Source organism: Neobacillus driksii, assembly GCF_013409995.1.
Classification (GTDB): domain Bacteria; phylum Bacillota; class Bacilli; order Bacillales; family Cytobacillaceae; genus Neobacillus; species Neobacillus driksii.
Genome location: NZ_JACCBX010000012.1, coordinates 145,648 through 162,621, shown reverse-complemented (window position 1 = coordinate 162,621; position 16,974 = coordinate 145,648). Strand labels below are relative to the sequence as shown.

The following is a 16,974-nucleotide window of genomic DNA, read 5'->3' as shown; positions in this document are numbered from 1 at the left end:
ATAATGCATTAGCTTGCTTTTTTGATTTTTTCTTCATTTTCATTTAACTTAGAATGTCTGCGTCCATAGCTAAAATATACCACCAACCCGATTACTAGCCAAACTCCAAAGCCTTTCCATGTAGCCGCTGGAAGCTGAAGCGCTAAATATCCACAGAATAAGAAAGCCAATATTGGAATCCATGGTACAAAAGGTACCCGGAAGCCTGTAGTAGGTGCTTGCTTATTTTTACGAAGATATAAAATCCCAATGGAAACAGTCATAAAAGCAAATAGTGTTCCAATGTTCACTAGTTCTGCAAGTTTATTTAACGGTAACACACCTGCAAAAAATGCAACTAACACGCAGGTAATCCAAGAATTCACAATCGGTGTTTGTCTTTTTTTATCTACCTTTGAAAATACCTTAGGCAGCAAACCATCGCGAGAAATTGCATAAAATAACCTTGATTGTCCATAGACCATAACAAGTAACACGGTTGTAATTCCTGTGATTGCTCCTAAAGAAATAAATCCTGCCACCCAATCTTGGTTAATGTAATTAAGTGCAAATGCAACCGGATTTTTCACGCCAAGTTCTGTATAAGGAACAATTCCTGTTAAGATAGCTGAGACAACAATATACAAGATAGTACAAACCATTAATGAAGCAATAATTCCAATTGGCATGTTCTTTTGGGGATTTTTCACTTCTTCTGCAGCCGTTGCAACAGCATCAAAGCCAATATAAGCAAAAAATACAGTTGCTGCTCCGTTTACAACACCCGAGAAACCAAACGGCATAAATGGAGTCCAATTCGCAGGTTCAACATACCAAACACCCACAGCAATAAATAGTAGCACGACAGCAATTTTAATGGTAACCATGATGGTGTTAAGCCTTGCCGACTTTTTAACTCCTTGTGACAAAAGCAGCGTGATAATAAAGATTATCGCAATTGCTGGTATGTCCACATAAGTTCCATTTGCCGGATCATACGCACTTGATAGAGCCTTCGGAAGGTGGATTCCAAACCCCGAGAGAAGACCCTGAAAATAACCGGACCAACCGCTGGCAACTGCAGAAGAAGCAAGTCCATATTCAAGGATTAAGACCCAACCTAACATCCAAGCGATTATTTCTCCGAAGATCGCATAACTATAGGTATAGGCACTGCCTGATACCGGTACGGTTGAAGCAAATTCCGCATAGCAAAGGGCTGCAAATACACATGCCAGACCTGACAAAATGAATGAAATGATGAGTGCTGGACCTGCATGCTCAGCCGCTGCAACTCCTGTTAGAACAAATATTCCTGTCCCAATAATCGCACCTATTCCAAGCATCGTTAGATCAAATGCACCTAATTCTTTCTTCAAGGTTATATCTTTTTGCCCAACTTCCTTAATCAAAGCTGTAATTGATTTTTTCCTAAATAAATTCATGTCTATTACCTCCACGACTTAAAGTCGAAATGTTCAGAAAATGCAGTCCTCAAAATGTATATTGGTATAATATAATTAATTTCTTAATAAAGCAATATATTTTGAAAAATTAATTATTTTCCTAATAATGCCATCGTGTAATACCTCTATAGTTATTTTCAACTAACCTGATAACTATATTAACAAAATATTTAGGTATACTGTGGTAAATCTCTTCCAACACAAAAAAGCTAACCGTAATATGCAGGCTAGCTTTGTATATCAAAAATTGACAATTTCCTTTTTACCTTCCGGAAGAATCATGGTAACTTCTGTCCCAATACCTAATTTACTCTGGTAAGTTACTTTTCCCTTCATTGTTTCAATAATTCTTAAGGATACAGATGTACCTAAACCGGTTCCCTTATCCTTTGTCGTATAAAACAATGTTCCTATGCGTGCGAGCTGTTCATGATCCATCCCTTTACCAGTATCGGTTATGTAAATATATGCATGATGGTCTTTAAGCTTGTAGGTTATGGTTACTTTTCCACCTTCGGGGGTTGCTTCTATCGCATTTTTTATTAAATTCACGAGTGCTTGTTTCAACTGATTCCGGTCAGTCAAAAGATGAAAATCACTTGTATCCAGACTACTTTCTAATTGTACTCCTTGCTTTACGGCAAAAGGTTCGAGAAGCATTTTGACCTCTGATAATACATGAACCAAAGGAAATTCTTCTAATTTTTCAAATTGAGGTTTCGCAAAGTTCAAGTAATCGTTTATGATAGCCTCTGCACGACCCAATTCACTTAATACAAGAGATAAATAATCGTAATTCTTCCCTTTCTCATCCTGCTGCATAAGCTGTAAAAATCCTTTAACAACCGTTAGCGGATTTCGCACCTCATGGGCAATCGAAGCAGCAAGTTCTCCTAATGTATTCAGTTTTTCTGCTCGTTGTATTTCTACCTTCATTCTTGAACTTTCCACTAGTCCCTCATTCAGCTTAGCGGCAATGGCAATCGCAATTGTATCAATTAGTCCAACGATTAATAGATCTGGAGTTTTCGTATTAATGGTTAATGACTGCCCTTCGACGCTGTGGAAGGCAGTTAAGGATAAAAAGCAAACAAGCAAGGACCATGCACCGATTATTGCAGTGAGAAGTACTCTTTTATTTGGGGTGAATTTCCAAAATCTATTCATGAGGAAGAAGGGAACAATTGCGATTAAAACGGTATTCACGAGACCAAAAAGAACGGTTTCTCCACCCATGATGATTCTTGCTGTAAAAACCGTCGTGAAAACCATTCCTCCCGCAACAGGACCAGCATACAAAAAGGCTAAGATTAACGGAACATAACGCAAATCCCAACTAAAACCATAATTAGCATATGAAAAAATCATGCAGGTTAGTGCTGCTATACTTTGCAATAAGCCGCAAACAACAGGAGAATCGAGTTTTCTTTTATTATCGGTGAGAACACTATAAAGCAGAACGGGTGAAAGTGTAATAAGCAAATTCAAAAGAAGTTTTTCTGCCAACATGTAATTGCCTCCAAGAAACATCTATATGATAAAACAATACGACATAAATCTTCAGTATCCTTCCATCATATTTATATTTCTTGTAATATTTTATCGATTTTTACCAGAAAATGTCCCATAAAAAACGTAACATCTTCGATCCTCATCTATCTCCCTTGAGTCAAGTTGAAACTCCATAAACTTACCTTCCTTTTGAAGGTAAATAAAGTCGGAATGTAACGTTGCCAGTATCTCTTCATGGCTCCAAACATCTTTTCCTTCCACTAATTTAGATGCTGTACCCTTCAGTTCCCTGACTTCAAAACCAATATGAGAATAGATTGTATCGGAGGAATCATTGGTGTAGCTCTCTTTTGATACATACAAAACTGCCGTTCCATCCGGATCCATAGCAGTTGCGTTTACTGCGTATGTCTCCCCTGCTTTTACGAAGAATTCACATGTCATTCTTGCAACCGCTTCAACAGGAGTAATATTTTGATAATTCCACAAGGCAGGATATTGTTTTACCTCATCATCAAGTCGATATTCCAACCTCATTTGCATCCCTCTTTTCTTTTTCTTTTTATCTTACCATTGTTTTCCTGAAATTTACTTTTATAATGGTATTATAACTTAAAAAGGAGTGTGAGAAAGTGAGGAAAACCCAATGGTTAATCACTGGCGTTCTTACTTCTCTTATGGCTGGAACCACTTTGTCAGGCTGTTCCCAGACACAGGACTTACCCCCAGTACCAGAAGACACGGACTGTGCTGATTGGGAATGGGATGATGATGAAGGAGTTTGGCAATGTGACGATACACGTTCAACCCACTATGGCCATTTCTTTTACGGGGGATTGTTTTTCCATAGCAGATCGGCATTATTAAATTCTTCTGCTTACAAGTCTTATAAGTCTTCCTCTAGCTTTAAGGGCGGATTTGGGAGCGGATCTAAAGGTGGATTTGGAGGCTAATCACACATGTCCACGTACACAAATGATCGAAATAAATTCTACTCCCAATTTCCTGGCTTTTGGTCAAACTTATACGGAAGTGAATATAGCTTATACCATGTTTATACTATTACCGAACAGACACATACCCTTTTGAAGGAAGCAACTGAACGAATGGGCAGGGTATTTTTTAAAACTGCCGGACTCCTGCGCAGTCTTGAAGACAAACAGCTTCTTGAACTAGGTTTTCCTACCGCAAGTCTTCCATTTTTACGGATAAAAAGTCTTTTTCCTGAAACCGTTATCTCTCGATTTGATTTTGCTTTGACAAGCAGTGGTGTAAAAATGCTTGAGTTTAATGCTGATACCCCTACTTTTATTGTTGAATGCTTCAAAATCAACGGAGCGGTATGTACTGAATTTGAATATCATAATCCTAATGAAAACCAAGAGCGGCTTCTGTCTTCCGGTATTACTAAAGCCGTCCTTGAATCGGGAAAAGGCCATGTATCACCTAATGTGGTGTTCACAGCCCACCGTGACCATATCGAGGATTGGAATACAACGGTGTATTTAAGTCAGCTGTGTAAAGTTCCTAATCAAATCGTCCCCCTATCAGACCTGCAAATTACCGATGGTGCACTTTTAGATTCTACTGGTGTACCCATCGATGTTTTATATCGCCAGACCTATCCTCTAGAACATTTACTTGAGGATCGAGATCCAAATACAGGAGATCTCGTAGGGGTTGAATTATTACAACTTGTGAAGGACCAAAAATTATCAATGGTTAATCCTGTTTCAGCATTTCTGCTTCAACCAAAATCCATTCAGTGTCTTATATGGGGCTTAGCAGAAAATGAAGGATTTTATACGAAGGAAGAACAAGATTGGATAAAAACATATATGCTGCCTACCTACCTTGAAACAGATGGATTTGCAGGTACCGCTTCCTATGTCCAGAAACCATCTTTCGGAAGAGAAGGAGACACCATTACCATATGGGATCAACACAGCGAAGTAGACACACAAAATCCCTCGCAAACTTACAATAACGAACTGCCTGTCTATCAATCGTATGTCCCTCTTCCTGTTGTTTCACTTGAAACAGAAAAGGGTTTCGAAGAACTATCTATTGTATTTGGGTCTTTCCTTATTGCTGGGAAACCGAGCAGTATTGGAATCAGAGCAGGTGGAAAAATCACAGGAAATGAATCTTACTTCTTACCAGTAGGAATAAAAAAGGAGGAGTTTAATTGTTAGATTTCTTAATCTATTTGGCTGTTTCGTTAGCTTTATTACTCGTTGGACTCTTTTTAATGGAAATCACCACAAAGGTCAAGGAATTCGCCTTAATGGCGAAAGGAAATAAAGCGGCAAGCTATGTTCTCGGAGGAAGGCTTCTAGGGCTGGCAATTGTTTTATATTCCGCACTGGCTAACTCCATCTCGCTAGTAGATATGGTCATTTGGGGAGCAGTTGGAATCGCAGCGCAGATTATTGTCTTTTACCTAACCGAATGGGTCACACCTCGTAGGTTTAACGTATCCCAGAGCATTGAAGAGGATAATACTGCCGTTGGTCTTTTTCTATTATTATTGTCCGTATCTATTGGGATTGTTATTGCTGGTTGTTTGACATATTAAAAAAACGCATCTTCTAAGGTGCGTTTTTTATAGCTTTTGATATGTAAGCTTATCACAGATGATAAAAAATCTAGCTTCCTTAGGAATCGGCTCATTCCATTTCTTAAGTATGTTCAAATCATTCCTATCGGCTATTAGCTGTGCCCCTTTTTCTTTAAGTTGTTCATATGCTGCACCATACGTTTTCCACTCAGGATTTACGCGGACTTCCCAAAGATCACTTCCCTCATCTCCATCCTGTCTGCTTAGCAATTGTGTAAATAGGTGGCTGGCTCCTTTCATTTGTGCCGACTTCGCCATTAGGTTGGACACAGACCCATTTGATAAGATAAACTCATCAATCTTTACATGCTTAAAATTATCAACATGCTTTTCGTTTACGATTTCTGCAATCGTATAAATACTTTTTTCCGTTCGATCATCGTAACGTTCGATGGACGATGCAACTAAAAGGGTCTTTCCATCCACTAAGTCAGGATTGGCAATACCTTCAGCTGCAAACAGCAAAACAGCTTGGGCATTTTCAATTTTCGCCTTACTTAATGTCTCTACATCCGTTGGACTACCTTGAATATAATGAAATCGTTCATGCTCAAAAGGAGTCTTTTCAAATTCATCTATCAATACGATATCTGTTCTCTCGTCACCTAATAATAATTCTTTAATTGTACTCTTACTTTTGGCAGTCCAGCCAATTATGACAAAGTGATTTTCACCTTTATAAAACAACTTCCCCTCCTCCTTCCGCTTTTTATACTGGGAGACCCCCTCAACAATCACCCCAATAACTGTTCCAAATAGACCAATACCCAAAGTATAAACCACAATCATAGCCCACGATCTTCCTGCTTCAGTAGTTGGATACACATCTCCATAGCCTACCGTAGTCATCGTAGTAAGAATCCACCACACAGCATGTAAGCTGCTTTTAAACGTCTTAGGTTCTATAACTCGCATAATTTCTGCATTTACAATAATAAATAGCAGGGTAAACAGAATCACTGTTCGATATTTGTAACGTGAGGCTGTGAGGAACAGTTTACGAAAAAAAAGCATTTTTCCCCTCCTTTCCATTTCTACTACTATAATTTCTACTTAGGGTTCTTATTTCCTTTTTTGAAAAATAAGTGCGAATAATATATTTGCCAGAAATTATATTGACAAATCCAACAGCAGGGTGTAATATTATTAATTGTGCTTTAGATTTTATGTAACTTGTAATAGATAGATAACGCAATGTAAGAATTTTTTTCTGGCATTCTGCTTATGTTTTAAAAGTAAAACTTATTCACGCTGGATCGGCTTCGGAGCCGTAAGGATGTAAGAGAGGTAGGGCTTACATCGTTTAGGTATAAACCATCAGGTGGAAGAGTAACCGCGGCAAATTGGTCTTTTAATACCATTTATTATATATAAATACTTACCTTGCGATGGCTGACATTCAGAAACAACCATTCACAAGTTACAATAGTGATCCATCTAGGATCAAAGCAAAAGAAGGCAGAGGATATTATTCCTCTGCCTTCGTCCAATTCTTGAAGCATACTATTGTTCCACAGCTCCATTAGAGTTAATGTCTATTTTAACAGAAACATTAACATCAGATTCAGCAAATGCTTCTCCCCAATTATTTTCTACCTTTTTATAATGAGGATATTGGTACGCACGTGCGTATAGGCCAAGTCCAATAGGGTCAACCTTCTTTTTTTGAATTTTCTTCAAGAGATCATTGATTTCATCTTTTAACTCGTTTTCCACCTCTTTCGTTAACTGTTCTTTATTTAACCTTTCTTCCGGAAATAAACGTTCTACAATATTAATGGTCATTTTAACCTTAATGTCAAAATAAAATTTATTATGCTTATACCCAGATTTAATCTTCGTTTTTACTTTGCTGGCAGCAAAACTAATCATATTTTTATGAAAGATATTTTTCTCACCGTCGTTTGGAAGAACTGGAATCGTCATGGTGACTTCACGCCTCTTTTTATTCTGTAACATCAGAAGTAAAGTAGCTTCAGGCACATTAAGAAATTGAGCATATTTTCCTTTATTATCAAGAAGACTTATTCCTGACAGTTCGAGATCTTTTTCTCTTTTCACTTCTGAAATAAAAGGGGTCATACCCTTCTCGTATATCTCCCTATGCAGTTCTTGCAGAGTACCTTTTACTGCTCTCGTTCGATCATAATTCTTATCAATCAATGATTTTAAATGTAAAGATAATTGTGGTTTCTCAGTTGGATGATGAGAGATAACTTCTGAAACAGGGCCATCCACTGTTACTACTCTTGTACTCATGGAAAATGTAGGATTTCGATATACAGTGTCCAATATCGGAAACCAATCCCCATGTTGCAGCACCCTTTTTCCCACTAATAATACTTGAATTTTTCCAGCGGTTACTTCACCTGTTGTTAAAGCGTCAAAAAGTCTTCTTGAATCCCTTATTGTTTTCGCCTTGACTTTATATGTTTCAATTCCAACCTTTGTACCTTCTCCAAAAACAGGATTTAATTCATAAAAGACAAGGTTATTCTCGTCATCTAGATCAATTCCAATGATAAAGGCAAGTGTCAAATCCTCTAAAGGGGCTTTACCGCTACAGCTAGAAAGGATGACGATAAAGAAAATCAAAAGAGTCACATGAAACCAACGTTTCATTTAAGGACCCTCCTTTTCAGGCAAGTATAAAGCCAGAGATAAACCCATAAACATATTGGAAACACATACACAAGTATTAAACTAATGGACTCGATTTCTTTTTGAAGCTGTCTATTTCCACCAAGAGATTGGGGTAGGAGTAAAACATAAACAAGGTTAAGAAGTAATAACCATACTACATATTTACTGTGATCTTGTTTACCAAATAATTGACTGGCAGATAAGACTGTCGAAAAAAAGAGAGGCAGTACCGTCGTAGATATTACAAATATATACAAAGATAAAAAGACAATTTCCAACCGTTCCAAAAATCTAAATTCAACTATTTTTAACAGATTAATGGTTGGTTCTTTATATTGGGTAATTTCATCGGGACTATAAAATGTAAACGCGACGATCGTTACAATTAAAAATACGGCCAGCGTAAGTATATTGGCAATGACGATTCCAATGGACGCTTTTTGTTTTTTTTGCAAAAAAGGATATAGGAAAAAGGCGATTTCAAATCCTAAAAAGGAGAAAGTAGTTGTTTTTGCCGCAGCAAGAATTGGTTCCCAACCTCCCTTAATAAAAGGAAGCAGATGAAGCCAGTGAGCTTCTTTTAAAGGAGTAGAATAAAAGAAGAGCACCCATGTCGTCATAAAGAACACCAATTCCGCATACCTGCCTAATATCGTAATATTATTTCTAACAATCAGGTAGCTGGGGATGGATAAGAGTAACAGTAAGATAAAAAGGTTTGTCTGTGGTAAAACCCAAAACTGGATAAACAGACCTTCCCGTACAAAAACGATGGATCCTAAAAAAGCGAAATACAAAACGAAGATAAAAGCAGCGATTTTCCCGACCCATTTTCCAAAAAAGTGGGTCAAAAGATCAATGATTGTTCCATTAGGGTATTTCTTCATCACCTGAATAATGATTAAACTACCTAGTGTAGAAAATAACCAGCCTAAAATAAGGGCAATCCAGCCATCTGTCCCTGCCTTTTCAGCTAATTCACGTGGCAATGTTAACAGACCGACACCAACTTGGACACCATGAATTAAAAAAATATATTGCATAAATGTAATTTGATTTTTTGCATATTTAATCAATGTTCGTCACCCTCTGAACGATTAGACTTAGCCTTTAGCGTCTGAATGGCTCTAGTACTTTCAGGGCGCTTTAAAATAGACCACTCTGGGAACCGAATAAATAGATCCTTCCAATCCGGGAACCGTAATGGAGCTATCGGACTGCCATAAGGTGTACCTAATGATTGAAGAGAAATAAAATGGGCAATTAATGTCATTAATCCAACAGTAAGTCCCACAAATCCGAAAAATGACGCTACGATCATCATTGGAAACCGAAGCATCCGAATGGCTGCTCCCATATCATAATTCGGAATAATAAAAGAAGCGATTGCTGTCAAAGCTACGACAATCACCATAATATTACTTACGATTCCAGCCTCAACAGCCGCTTGTCCAATGACAATACCACCAACGATCCCAACTGTTTGACCTATTTTGGCTGGCAGACGTATACCCGCTTCCCGCAACATTTCTAAGGTGATTTCCATAACAATTGCTTCAATAAAAGGCGGAAATGGCACTCGTTCTCGAGAAGCACCAATGGATAAAAGCAGCTTTAATGGAATGATTTCAAAATGAAAGGCAATGACAGCAATATAGGTTGCCGGTAGAAATATTGCCACAAAAAATCCAAAATATCTCATAAGCCTAATAAAGGATGCCACCAACCACCTTGCCCCATAATCATCCATACTCTTGAAGAAAATTTCAAATGTTGCCGGTCCAATTAGGACATTCGGAGATCGATCCACTACGGTCACGATTCTTCCCTGTAAAATTTCCGCTGCCGCAAAATCAGGACGTTCCGTTATAAATAATTGTGGAAACGGAGAATAGGGGTTGTCCTCAATATATTCTGCTAAAGAGGCTGCATTTAAAATACTGTCGACATCTATTTTATTTAGTCGGTCCACCAGCTCTTTTAATACTTCCGGTTTTGCAACATCGGCTAAATACATAATCGTAAGCTTCAAATTCCCTCTTGCACCAACGGTTATTTCCTTCATTTTCAGCTCACGGTTTTGGATATGACGGCGAATCAAAGCAATATTAGTACTGCCGGTTTCTGTGAAACCTAGATGTTCTCCTCTTAAGGAAGACTCGATGGTAGTATCCTCAATCCCCCTTTGCGGCCATCCCTGAGTATTAAAGATGAATGCCTTATTCCGCTTATCAATAAATAAGACACTATTTCCTGCTAGAATCGCACTTTCAATTTTCTGCCATGTATTATTCTCTTTAACATCACCAAGTGATACCTGAGCATCAAAGTCCTTCTGCTCTTTTTCAACCTCAAATAGAAGTGGGTTCAAAACATGATTATTAATAGTCTTTGTATCTGTAAGACCGCTTAAATAAACAAGAGCTGCTGGGCACTTTGTTTGTTTTATGACAATGTTCTTTACAACCAAATCGGGAGTCTCACTAAAAATGTTCTGTATTTCTGCAATATTTTCCAATAATTGTGAACTTATGAGCTTTTCTGAGAGGTCATTGTTCTGTATGTGGAATGAACTTTGTTGCTTCTTTTTATTATGGTACTTTCGAAAAAAAAGCATAGAGAAATCCCGCCCATTATGAAATAAGATAGGTTAGTATGTATCTTTACATGGAGGGATATACAATAAGCAAAAAAAGACAGAGGATATTCCTCTGCCTTCGTCCAATTTATAAGAATTTCAAGGCCGTACTGCCTTAATTTTTCGTACCACTTGATTGATAACTTCTGAAAAAACAAGACCAAATGCAATCGATCCTGATAGTAACGTTACTTTTGCTCCTAATGCTAATGCTTGAAAGTAATCGTCCTCGACAAAGTTTCTCATTGTATCATAGGCTAAACCACCAGGAACTAAAGGAATAATTCCTGCAACACTAAAAATAATAACAGGTGTTTTATAAAACTTAGCTAACTCCTGACTGACTATCCCTACAAAAAGGGTGGCTCCTAATGTGGCTAAAACGGGATCTCCCGAATACTTTTCCGCTATATAATAGATAATCCATCCACCCATTCCTACAAGTCCGCATTTTACTAACGTCTCCTTTGGTGCATTAAAAATCACTCCAAAAGCGGCCGTGGCAATAAAGCTTGTAATTAATTGTCCAATGATATCCACATTAAACCTCCATTTACACAAAAGATAAAACTACTGCAATTCCAGATCCGATAGCAAAAGCTGTTAACAATGCTTCCGCACCTTTAGATAATCCCGAAACTAAATGTCCCGCCATTAAATCTCTTACTGCATTCGTGACTAAAAGCCCTGGAACTAACGTCATCACGGACCCAATAATAATTTTATCTAACTGCTGCCCTGCTCCTATTTTCACAAGGAAAAAGGATAGTAAGCCAATAATGAATGAGGCCAAAAATTCTGAGAAAAACTTCACAGGTATATAACGGTGAAAGTATAAAAAACCGATATAACCTACTCCTCCAGATAACATGGCTGGGATAAAATCAATCCACTCACCCATAAACATAATCATAAAACATCCACTGGCAATCGAGGCTGCTGCAACCTGAACCATAAATGGAAAGGTTACATTTAAAGCATCGAGCTCTTTTAGAAGTGTTAGAGCTGATTCCAGATTTAATTCACCACTAGTAATCCTACGTGAAATACTATTTACCATAGCTACTTTTTTTAAGTCGGTAGACCTTGTTGATATTCGAATTAATTTCGTTTTGGTGGGTTCAGCACCTTCTGCTGAAAAAATAATCCCTGTTGGCGTTACATAACTGTGTGAATTTTCAATTCCAAACGCAGCGGCCATTCTCATCATCGTATCCTCAACTCGATAGGTTTCTCCACCACTTTGAAGCATAATTTTTCCCGCAAGCAAACATACTTCCATTATTTCATATGTAAGTGTTTTTTCATTTTCCATCTAACCGTCACCACATTACACTTTCTTTTTATGATTTCCTAAGTTTAATCAAAAACCTTCTGTTTATCAATCAAATAGTCGTCAAAAGAAAAAAAGCAGGAGCTCCTGCTTTTTTATTTGCTTATATTGTTTTGGAGATTAGAAAAATCCAAATCCTGATAATAACTATTTTTAACTAAAATATTCGGACCAAGACACGATACAGCTGGACAATGACAACTCAATTCCTTAGCAATCGCAGAAGATTGCCAGTTTTCATACGCGTCGGTCAGCTTTGTATTTAGGACATTCCCGAGTGGCGGTGTATCACCGAAATCAGTAACGATAATATCCCCATTAAAAATATTAACATTTAGACGTGACCGTCCATCCGGATCATTTCTAACCGTTACATTCCTGCTTTGATAGAGTCTAGTTAATAGCTTTAAATCCTCTTCTTTATGACTGCACGCATAAAAAGGAAGTGTACCAAAAAGCATCCATACATTATCATCACGAACATCTAATAAATGATGAATAGCTTCTCTAATTTCATTCAGAGATAACGTTTCTAGATTACTAGCAAAATCACTTGGATACATAGGGTGAACCTCATGTCGCTGACACAGCATCTCATCAACAATTTGGCGATGAATTTTCTCCAGATGCGGCAAAGTTCGTTTGTTAAGCATTGTTTCCGCAGATACCATGACACCAGCCTTTACTAATTCCCTGCTGTTTTCTATCATCCTGTTAAAATACTTTTCTCGTTGTTTGAAATCAGGTTTATTTGCCATCCTAGCAAATCCACCTTCAACAAAATCATCTACTGTTCCCCAATTATGCGAGATATGTAAAACATCCAAATAAGGAATAATTAATTCATAGCGTGCTAAATCGAGCGTTAAATTCGAATTGATTTGCGTCCGAACTCCATGTTCATGTGCATATTTTAATATCGGCACCACGTAATTTTTTATAGAAGACAAGGAAAGCATCGGCTCGCCACCTGTAATACTAAGTGACCGAAGAGTTGGAATTTCATCTAATCTCTGCAAAAGCAAATCCAGCGGAAGTGCTGCAGGATCTTTTGTTTGAAGGGTGTAACCTACTGCACAATGCTCACAGCGCATATTACATAAAGTTGTTGTCGTGAATTCGATATTGGTAAGCTGCGGTTTTCTGTATTGCTTTATATCATTATAAGCTTCCCATGGATCATAATCAGGGGTTATCTTTTTCAAATAGGACATAGCAAACTCCTTAGAACAGTATTAGAAAAACCACTTCATTATAGCCGAAATATGGTTTTTATGGATAATTTAATGCTTTTTAAGAAACTTATGTTAGTAATTTATCTATTATTCTATGCATGCATAATTTAATGTACTATGATTGACACTAAAAAGATAGAATTTGTTATCGATGGATGGTGATAAGAAAAATGGAAATGCCGCTCTTGAGTGAGGTAGAAAAGCTGGCGTTAAAGAAAGTAAAAATCTATAGACAAAGCAGGTTAAGGTATATTTTACGAGCCATGCTAGCAAGTATGTTTATCGGATTTGGTGTAATCGTTGCTTTTAAGACTGGTAACTACTTTTATTTGGAACATTCCCCGTTTGCCTACCCGATGGCCGCCCTTACCTTTGGGGCAGCAATTATTTTAATAGCCTACGGCGGAGGAGATTTGTTTACTGGTAATACTTTTTATTATACCTATGCAGCACTAAGAAGGAAAATGGCTTGGTTAGAAGTGACCCAGCTCTGGGTTAGCAGCTACATAGGAAATATTTTAGGTGCAGCAGTTTTTGCTTTTTTAATTTTCACAACAGGTCTTTACGAAGAATCATCGGTTAATGGCTTTTTATTAAGTGTTGTCGAAAAGAAAATGCAAGTTCCAACGATGGAATTGTTTTTTCGAGGAATTCTGTGTAATTGGCTCGTTTGTCTAGCCTTCTTTATCCCAATGGGTCTAAAAGGCGACGGACCAAAAATGTTTTCGATGATGCTTTTTGTATTCTGCTTTTTTATTTCCGGCTATGAGCACAGCATTGCCAATATGTGTACGTTTGCCATTGCGCTAGTGTTGAATCATCCTGGGACAATCTCATGGGGCGGTGTTTTCCATAACCTAATCCCAGTAACCATTGGCAACTTGATTGGCGGAGGTATATTAATGGCTTGGATGTATCATTTTGTTAATAAACCTTTTTTGGATGAGTATAAGGAATGAAATTCTTTATCGACAAATTCCCGGGAAATATCAACAAATTAGCACGGCAGATGACAATTTACATAAATAATTTGCAACGCATTTTATAATCTATGATAAACAATGAAAAACACTGGATGTGAGTTGAATCCAGTGTTTTCTTCTATTCTTATTTATTTTTACACAAAAAGTATAAATACCCTTTTATCATGAAGTAACTTACTTCTTCAGGTAACTGTTCTTTAATGGGCTTTAAACGATCTCTGCCAACCTCTGCCACTACGTTTTCTATTAATTGAAGATAATCAGCGGGAATAAGCCTGGTGAAATCTACTGACATTCCTTGTTGTGCACATTGAATTAAATGGTTTTCAACCGTGCTCAGTGCCAGATCACGTTTTTGGGCAATTTGTTCTATTGATACGTTTTGCTCGTGCAACAGGAAGGTCTCTAAGTGTGAATCACCAACTGCTTTTTTAGTTGCTTTTTTGGGAGTAGCAGCCTGTGAATGCTCTGCTTGGCGTTCTGGATGTGCTTCACAAAATGAACGAATGGCTTGAATAAAATCAAGTCCATATTTCTTCAGTTTGTGTTCTCCTACTCCACTTACATTTAAAAATTCCTCGTTTGTCCTCGGCAGTCTAGCACACATATCCTTTAACGCAGCATCAGAAAATATAACAAATGGAGGCACGTTTTCTGTTTCAGCAATCGCCCTTCTTACTTCACGTAAGGTTTCGAACAATGGGTCATCCTTTGAAATTTCTCTAACTTTAACAGTTTCTCTGCGATGGACTTGTTCTTTTCCAAGCAAGACATCTTTTCCTTTAGGAGAAACAAATATAGTAGGAAATTGTCCTTGTTCAATTGCAATTAGTTCTTGAGAGATTAAGAACTCGATAAAATCACTGACCTCCTTTGAACCTTTTTCCTTCATAATTCCGTACGTAGTAAGCTTATCAAAGCCCATTTCTGTCACTTTTTTATTCTTGGATCCTGTTAGTACTTGTGCTGTCAGTGTTTTCCCAAATCTCTGTCCCATTCGGATTATACAAGACATTACCATTTGCGCTTCTTTTGTTACATCGTTGCTTGAGCGGGAATCGAGACAATTCCCACACCTTCCGCATGTCTCGGTTTCTGTTTCCCCGAAATATTTTAATATAAACTCTTGCAAACAGTTTTCTGTGTGGCAATAGTCGACCATTTGCTGCAGCTTTTCAAGTTCCGCATGAATACGGGACCGATCACTCGATTGGTCAATTAAAAAACGTTGAACTTGGACATCCTGAGAGGAATAAAGGAGAATACATTCACTCTCAAGTCCGTCCCTGCCAGCACGTCCCGCCTCTTGATAGTAGCTCTCCATATTTTTGGGGAGTTGGAAATGGAGGACATATCGGATGTTGGACTTATCGATTCCCATCCCAAAAGCTGATGTTGCCACCATCACGGAGGCCTCATCTTTTAGAAATCGATCCTGCTCGCTGATGCGCTCGGCGTCCCCCATTCCTGCATGATAACGGGCGACATTGATGTTTTCCTTTTTTAGTCTTTCATAAAGCTGGTCAACGTTTTTCCGGGTGGCTGCATAGATGATGCCTGCTTCTTTTTCATTCTTTTTTAAATAATCTCTAACAAAGTGAAGTCTGTCTTGACCTTTAATCACAGAAAAAGTAAGGTTCTCTCTTTCGAATCCAGTAATGATTGAATTCTCTTCTTCGATATTGAGAGTTTCACAGATATCGTCCCGAACCCTTGGTGTTGCGGTTGCGGTTAGAGCAATAACATTCGGTTTTTGCGGAAGGCTTCGGACCATTTGCTGGATATGGCGGTAGCTTGGGCGAAAATCATGTCCCCATTGCGAGATACAATGTGCTTCATCAACGGCTACTAAAGGAATGTCCATTTGTTTAAGGTCCTCGATAAATTCACGAGATTCTAGCCGCTCGGGTGCTACATAGAGGAGCTTGTACATTCCTTGTTTTGCTTCCCAGATTCGTTGGTTGGCTTCATTGTAATTGAGTGAGCTATTGATAAAAGTTGCAGGAATTCCTACCTGTACGAGGGCATCGACTTGATCCTTCATAAGTGAGATTAACGGGGATATTACAATCGTGGTACCAGGTAGAACAAGTGCAGGAATTTGATAACAAATTGATTTTCCTCCGCCAGTTGGCATAACACAAATCGTGTTTTCTCCAGCTAATACAGATTGGATAGCAAGCTCCTGCCCATTTCGAAAGGATGAATAGCCAAAATGAGATTCTAACAATTGTTGAGCTTTTTCAAATAACAAAACGTCTCCCCCTTCTACTATTTAATCTTCTATCATTATACCTCTTTTTAGATTTATCCGAGAAAATTTTCTGCAATCCCCAACTAAATCTTGCTATCCACAACTAAATCCTGCCATCCGCCAGTATTTCTCGCTATTCGCCAGTATTTCTCGCTATCCTCCAGTAATTTCCCCCATCCGCCAGTATTTCTCGCCATCCGCCAGTATTTCTCGCCATCCGCCAGTATTTCTCGCTATCCGCCAGTATTTCTCGCCATCCGCCAGTATTTCTCGCCATCCGCCAGTATTTCTCGCCATCCGCCAGTATTTCA

General features: G+C 38.1%; 16 protein-coding genes. 4 read left to right on the top strand and 12 right to left on the bottom strand.

Annotated features, from left to right (window positions below; genetic code table 11):
• Positions 1-8: 8 nt before the first annotated feature.
• The 3 genes from F4694_RS24275 to F4694_RS24265 all read right to left on the bottom strand — a co-directional run bounded on the left by F4694_RS24275 (position 9) and on the right by F4694_RS24265 (position 3,494).
• The gene (locus tag F4694_RS24275) at positions 9-1,424 is read right to left on the bottom strand and encodes an amino acid permease (protein WP_179602484.1); all 1,416 of its coding nucleotides are present in this window, start codon (positions 1,422-1,424) and stop codon (positions 9-11) included.
• A 261-nt stretch (positions 1,425-1,685) separates the two neighbouring features.
• Positions 1,686-2,954 (bottom strand): ATP-binding protein, encoded by a 1,269-nt coding sequence (locus F4694_RS24270; RefSeq protein WP_179602483.1) that lies wholly within the window; start codon positions 2,952-2,954, stop codon positions 1,686-1,688.
• Positions 2,955-3,044: 90 nt separating this feature from the next.
• Complete coding sequence (locus tag F4694_RS24265) at positions 3,045-3,494, bottom strand: hypothetical protein (protein WP_179602482.1); 450 nt, start codon at positions 3,492-3,494, stop codon at positions 3,045-3,047.
• Between the two features lie 140 nt (positions 3,495-3,634).
• Here F4694_RS24265 and F4694_RS24260 point away from each other — a divergent pair, with 140 nt between their 5' ends.
• From F4694_RS24260 to F4694_RS24250, 3 genes are read left to right on the top strand one after another with little or no spacing between them, the layout of a single operon-like run.
• Positions 3,635-3,910, top strand: coding sequence for a hypothetical protein (locus F4694_RS24260; protein ID WP_218895825.1), 276 nt, complete (start codon positions 3,635-3,637; stop codon positions 3,908-3,910).
• A gap of 6 nt (positions 3,911-3,916) precedes the next feature.
• On the top strand, positions 3,917-5,152 hold the full coding sequence (locus F4694_RS24255) for a glutathionylspermidine synthase family protein (protein WP_179602480.1): 1,236 nt from the start codon (positions 3,917-3,919) through the stop codon (positions 5,150-5,152).
• Positions 5,146-5,535, top strand: a complete 390-nt coding sequence (locus F4694_RS24250; protein ID WP_179602479.1) for a DUF350 domain-containing protein — start codon at positions 5,146-5,148, stop codon at positions 5,533-5,535. Before F4694_RS24255 ends, F4694_RS24250 begins: the two co-directional genes overlap by 7 nt.
• Before the next feature lie 27 nt (positions 5,536-5,562).
• Here the strand turns inward: F4694_RS24250 and F4694_RS24245 are convergent, their stop codons facing one another.
• From F4694_RS24245 to yfkAB, 7 genes are all read right to left on the bottom strand, one after another.
• The gene (locus tag F4694_RS24245) at positions 5,563-6,591 is read right to left on the bottom strand and encodes an ion channel (RefSeq protein WP_179602478.1); all 1,029 of its coding nucleotides are present in this window, start codon (positions 6,589-6,591) and stop codon (positions 5,563-5,565) included.
• Positions 6,592-7,080: 489 nt separating this feature from the next.
• Positions 7,081-8,199 (bottom strand): Ger(x)C family spore germination protein, encoded by a 1,119-nt coding sequence (locus F4694_RS24240; RefSeq protein ID WP_179602477.1) that lies wholly within the window; start codon positions 8,197-8,199, stop codon positions 7,081-7,083.
• The gene (locus F4694_RS24235) at positions 8,196-9,296 is read right to left on the bottom strand and encodes a GerAB/ArcD/ProY family transporter (RefSeq protein ID WP_179602476.1); all 1,101 of its coding nucleotides are present in this window, start codon (positions 9,294-9,296) and stop codon (positions 8,196-8,198) included. Before F4694_RS24235 ends, F4694_RS24240 begins: the two co-directional genes overlap by 4 nt.
• Positions 9,293-10,837: a spore germination protein gene (locus F4694_RS24230; protein ID WP_179602475.1), complete on the bottom strand. Its 1,545-nt coding sequence runs from the start codon at positions 10,835-10,837 to the stop codon at positions 9,293-9,295. The genes F4694_RS24235 and F4694_RS24230 overlap by 4 nt, the downstream gene beginning before the upstream one ends.
• A gap of 120 nt (positions 10,838-10,957) precedes the next feature.
• The gene (locus tag F4694_RS24225) at positions 10,958-11,398 is read right to left on the bottom strand and encodes a threonine/serine exporter family protein (protein WP_179602474.1); all 441 of its coding nucleotides are present in this window, start codon (positions 11,396-11,398) and stop codon (positions 10,958-10,960) included.
• Between the two features lie 13 nt (positions 11,399-11,411).
• On the bottom strand, positions 11,412-12,173 hold the full coding sequence (locus F4694_RS24220) for a threonine/serine exporter family protein (RefSeq protein ID WP_179602473.1): 762 nt from the start codon (positions 12,171-12,173) through the stop codon (positions 11,412-11,414).
• A 113-nt stretch (positions 12,174-12,286) separates the two neighbouring features.
• The gene (gene yfkAB / locus F4694_RS24215) at positions 12,287-13,405 is read right to left on the bottom strand and encodes a radical SAM/CxCxxxxC motif protein YfkAB (protein WP_179602472.1); all 1,119 of its coding nucleotides are present in this window, start codon (positions 13,403-13,405) and stop codon (positions 12,287-12,289) included.
• 191 nt (positions 13,406-13,596) lie between these two features.
• Here yfkAB and F4694_RS24210 point away from each other — a divergent pair, with 191 nt between their 5' ends.
• Complete coding sequence (locus tag F4694_RS24210; protein ID WP_179602471.1) at positions 13,597-14,385, top strand: formate/nitrite transporter family protein; 789 nt, start codon at positions 13,597-13,599, stop codon at positions 14,383-14,385.
• Between the two features lie 148 nt (positions 14,386-14,533).
• Here the strand turns inward: F4694_RS24210 and recQ are convergent, their stop codons facing one another.
• Both recQ and F4694_RS24200 read right to left on the bottom strand, forming a co-directional pair.
• Complete coding sequence (recQ, locus tag F4694_RS24205; protein WP_179602470.1) at positions 14,534-16,663, bottom strand: DNA helicase RecQ; 2,130 nt, start codon at positions 16,661-16,663, stop codon at positions 14,534-14,536.
• A gap of 133 nt (positions 16,664-16,796) precedes the next feature.
• Entirely contained in the window at positions 16,797-16,940 is a 144-nt protein-coding gene (locus F4694_RS24200) for a hypothetical protein (protein WP_218895816.1), read from the bottom strand.
• Positions 16,941-16,974 lie beyond the last annotated feature (34 nt).